Source organism: Aggregatilinea sp., assembly GCF_036822615.1.
Classification (GTDB): Bacteria; Chloroflexota; Anaerolineae; order Aggregatilineales; family Aggregatilineaceae; genus Aggregatilinea.
In genome coordinates this window covers 24,683-27,554 of the sequence record NZ_DAISHJ010000061.1, presented here as the reverse complement: position 1 = coordinate 27,554, position 2,872 = coordinate 24,683, and the positions used below count along the sequence as shown (strand labels likewise).

General features: G+C 63.6%; 3 protein-coding genes and 2 pseudogenes. 2 read left to right on the top strand and 3 right to left on the bottom strand.

The window, feature by feature from the left end:
• A pseudogene (locus V7116_RS16200) lies at positions 1–196 on the top strand (argininosuccinate lyase); the annotation flags it as partial.
• A 33-nt stretch (positions 197–229) separates the two neighbouring features.
• On the opposite strand, the gene V7116_RS16195 reads toward V7116_RS16200, so the two are convergent.
• The 3 genes from V7116_RS16195 to V7116_RS16185 all read right to left on the bottom strand — a co-directional run bounded on the left by V7116_RS16195 (position 230) and on the right by V7116_RS16185 (position 2,394).
• Complete coding sequence (locus tag V7116_RS16195; RefSeq protein ID WP_324392992.1) at positions 230–1,009, bottom strand: hypothetical protein; 780 nt, start codon at positions 1,007–1,009, stop codon at positions 230–232.
• Between the two features lie 66 nt (positions 1,010–1,075).
• On the bottom strand, positions 1,076–1,837 hold the full coding sequence (locus V7116_RS16190; protein ID WP_324392991.1) for a hypothetical protein: 762 nt from the start codon (positions 1,835–1,837) through the stop codon (positions 1,076–1,078).
• Complete coding sequence (locus tag V7116_RS16185) at positions 1,834–2,394, bottom strand: RNA polymerase sigma factor (RefSeq protein WP_324392990.1); 561 nt, start codon at positions 2,392–2,394, stop codon at positions 1,834–1,836. The genes V7116_RS16190 and V7116_RS16185 overlap by 4 nt, the downstream gene beginning before the upstream one ends.
• A 190-nt stretch (positions 2,395–2,584) precedes the next feature.
• Between V7116_RS16185 and V7116_RS16180 the strand changes: the two are divergent.
• A pseudogene (locus V7116_RS16180) lies at positions 2,585–2,872 on the top strand (hypothetical protein); the annotation flags it as partial.

The window sequence follows — 2,872 nt, the reverse complement described above, 5'->3', positions numbered from 1 at the left end:
CGAGGAGCGCGGCGTGCCGCTTTCGGGCGTGCCGCTGGACGCGCTGCGCGAGATCTCGGAGCAGTTCACCGAAGACGTCAGCGCCGTGTTCGACTTCCGCGCGGCGGCGGCGCGTCGCAAAGCGCCGGGCGGCGCGGGCGATTACGACGGCCAGATGCGCCGCGCCGAGGCGTGGTTGGCGTCGCAAAAACTATAGTCACTCGCGGGGCGCACCTGTTCCGCACCGCGATCACTTCGCGCTGTGCGCCGGGCCGGAACAGTTCCGCCCGATCCATTCGCCGCTGTCCACCAGCCGGAACGCTTCTTCCAGGTCGTCCACCATGCCAAACATCTCCGGCGAGGGATGCTCGATCGTGACGGACAGGGTATAGGCGGCTTCGGCCCCCTCCGGCTCCCACACCGCCAGCCAATAGTCGCCTGCGCCCGGCGTATTGAGGGTGGTGTCCAGCGCGTCCGTATAGTACGGCTGGCCGAGCAGCGCCTCGCTCGATACCGGGCGGCGATCCGGCTCCGCCTCGATTGCGTCCGGCTGCGGGGCGGCAGACGTGCTCTCCGGCAGCGCAAATGGCAGGCCCGCCAGGGCATCGAGATTCACCGGCACGCGGCCCGGTTCCGGCCACACGACGATCGCGCCTGTCCCTTTCGGCAGTTCGAATGGCAGTGCAGCCCGCGTTTCTGCATCCGGCTCGTTCAGCCCGGGGCCGATCAGCGCCAGCGCCGGGTAAGCCGCCTCGAACAGATCGCCGCACGCCGCCGTGTACAGCGCCACCGGCATCCTCACCGGTCTGTCAACGGAAAAAGCCAGCACATCCACATCGCCCGCATCCAGCCGCCCGAAGTAGCCCGCGTAGGCCAGCCAGGTCGTCACTTCGAACGGATCGTCGAGGTCGCCCCAGTCGCCGTCCAGCGGCTCGACAAAAACCAGCATCTTGGCGTATGCGGCGGTCGTGACGGCCAGCAGCGCGACCATCACCAGTCCGGCCAGGATCAACCTGCGTCGTGTCAGCATTGGAACCTCCTTGCGCTCGGTGTACGTTCGATCCCAATACACCGCCGCGCGCCTGGGGGTTCCCGCTCACTCCACCGATTCCGCCAGCCGCACCGCCTCCTCCAGCGGCCATTCCGTCTCCAGCCGGTACGTGACTCGATCCACCTGCCACACCAGCACGTTGACCTCGATCAGTCGCTGCACCGGGTCCGCGCCGGGTGAGGGCTGCTCGAAGACGTGCGGCTGCACGAACCAGAACGCCTCCGCACCGCGAATCACCGGGCGGGCGGTGGGCGCGGCGGCATACTTGACGATCAGGCTGTCCGAGGGATACAGCGACAGGCTGAGCGGCGGTTTGCCCGGCGTGTTGAAGCCCTCCCAGGTGAGGATCACCGTCGGGTGATACAGGTCGCCGTAGAAATACACGTGATCCGGCACACCCAGATCCGGCGGGTAAGCGGGCAGCAGCACCGGGTAATCGACCTGTGACCGCGCGTCGTCGAGCGTAGTTTCCAGCGCGGGATCGAAGGCGGGCGTGCCCTCCGGCTGGGGCGTGATCGTCGGGCCTTCGTGCTCGACGCGCAGCGCGCCAAGCTGCAAAATCTCGAACGCCTTCGCGCGCAGATCGGGGATCGCCAGCACGGCCACCAGCGCGATCAGCACGATCGCCAGCGCCGCCCGGATCCACCCGCTGCGCAGCGGCGCGCGCTCCCGCCGTCCGAGTCGAGCCCGCACCCCGGCGGCCACGTCCGGCGTCGGCGGATAATCGAACTGGCGGCTCACCGTCTGCACGCGCATTTCCCACGCTTCGTTCTCGTCCGGCGTCTGAACCGGGAATCGCTCGCTCATGGTCGCCGTCCTTCGGCCAGCAGCGGGAAGTCCGCTTCGACCACGCCGCGCAGCCGCGTCAGCGCCCGGCTGAGCCGCGACTTCACCGTGCCCGGCTCCACGTTCAATATATCCGCCGTCTCTGCAACCGGCAGTTCCAGCATGTAACGCAAATAAATGATCTCCTGGTCGCGGGCGTCCAACGTGCGGATGGCATCCCACAGCGCCTGCACCTCGCCGCGTTGGGCGTGCTCGGCCTCGGCGCTGTGTGTGGTCTGCGGCGCGGATCGGAACGCGCGCGTCAACGCGGCGGCGTACCGTCCGAGCGCGCGGCGGCGGTTGCGGGCCAGATTGCGCGTAATTTGCAGCAGCCAGGGCCGCAGCGGGCGTTCCGTGTCGAAGTGCGGCAGGGCGTGGTAGGCGCGGATGAACGTCTCCTGCGCGATGTCCTGCGCGTCGTCGGCGTCGCCCACGATCAGGTACGCCAGCCGGAAAACGATCTGCTCGTGCTGGCGCACCAGCGCCTCAAATGCTTCTGCGTCGCCCTGCGCCGCGCGGCGGATCAGGTCGGCCTCCAAGCGGACTCCCTTCCGGATCGGGGTGGAAACGGGCCTCGTTTGACAACAGTACACCGGCAGAGGCGGGAGGGTTCCACAAATTCAGAAAGTTATATTCTCTAAGTTCTTTGCTATTCGATACGCCTCAACATTTATTTTTCAAAGTGTTAAAATACTATGTCATCTATTATAGTTACGGAGCCAGATCCCTGTGGATTTTCTGCGATCTTTTAATTCAAGAGAACTTGCGCTCATTATATGGATTGGGATTTTTCTGGGGGGAATGTCGTTACGACAAGATACTAGAAAATCATCTATGCGGGTGATAAAAGCATTCTTCAATAAATACATCCTTATTTCAGTAGCGGGAATGTTAACGTATGCTACTCTAGAAATCTTGCTGTTAAAACAATTTGGATTATGGAAATCGTCATTAACTAAGGATACCGCCTTCTGGATATTAGGGACGGCCTTTGTTTTGTTATTTAATATTAATAAA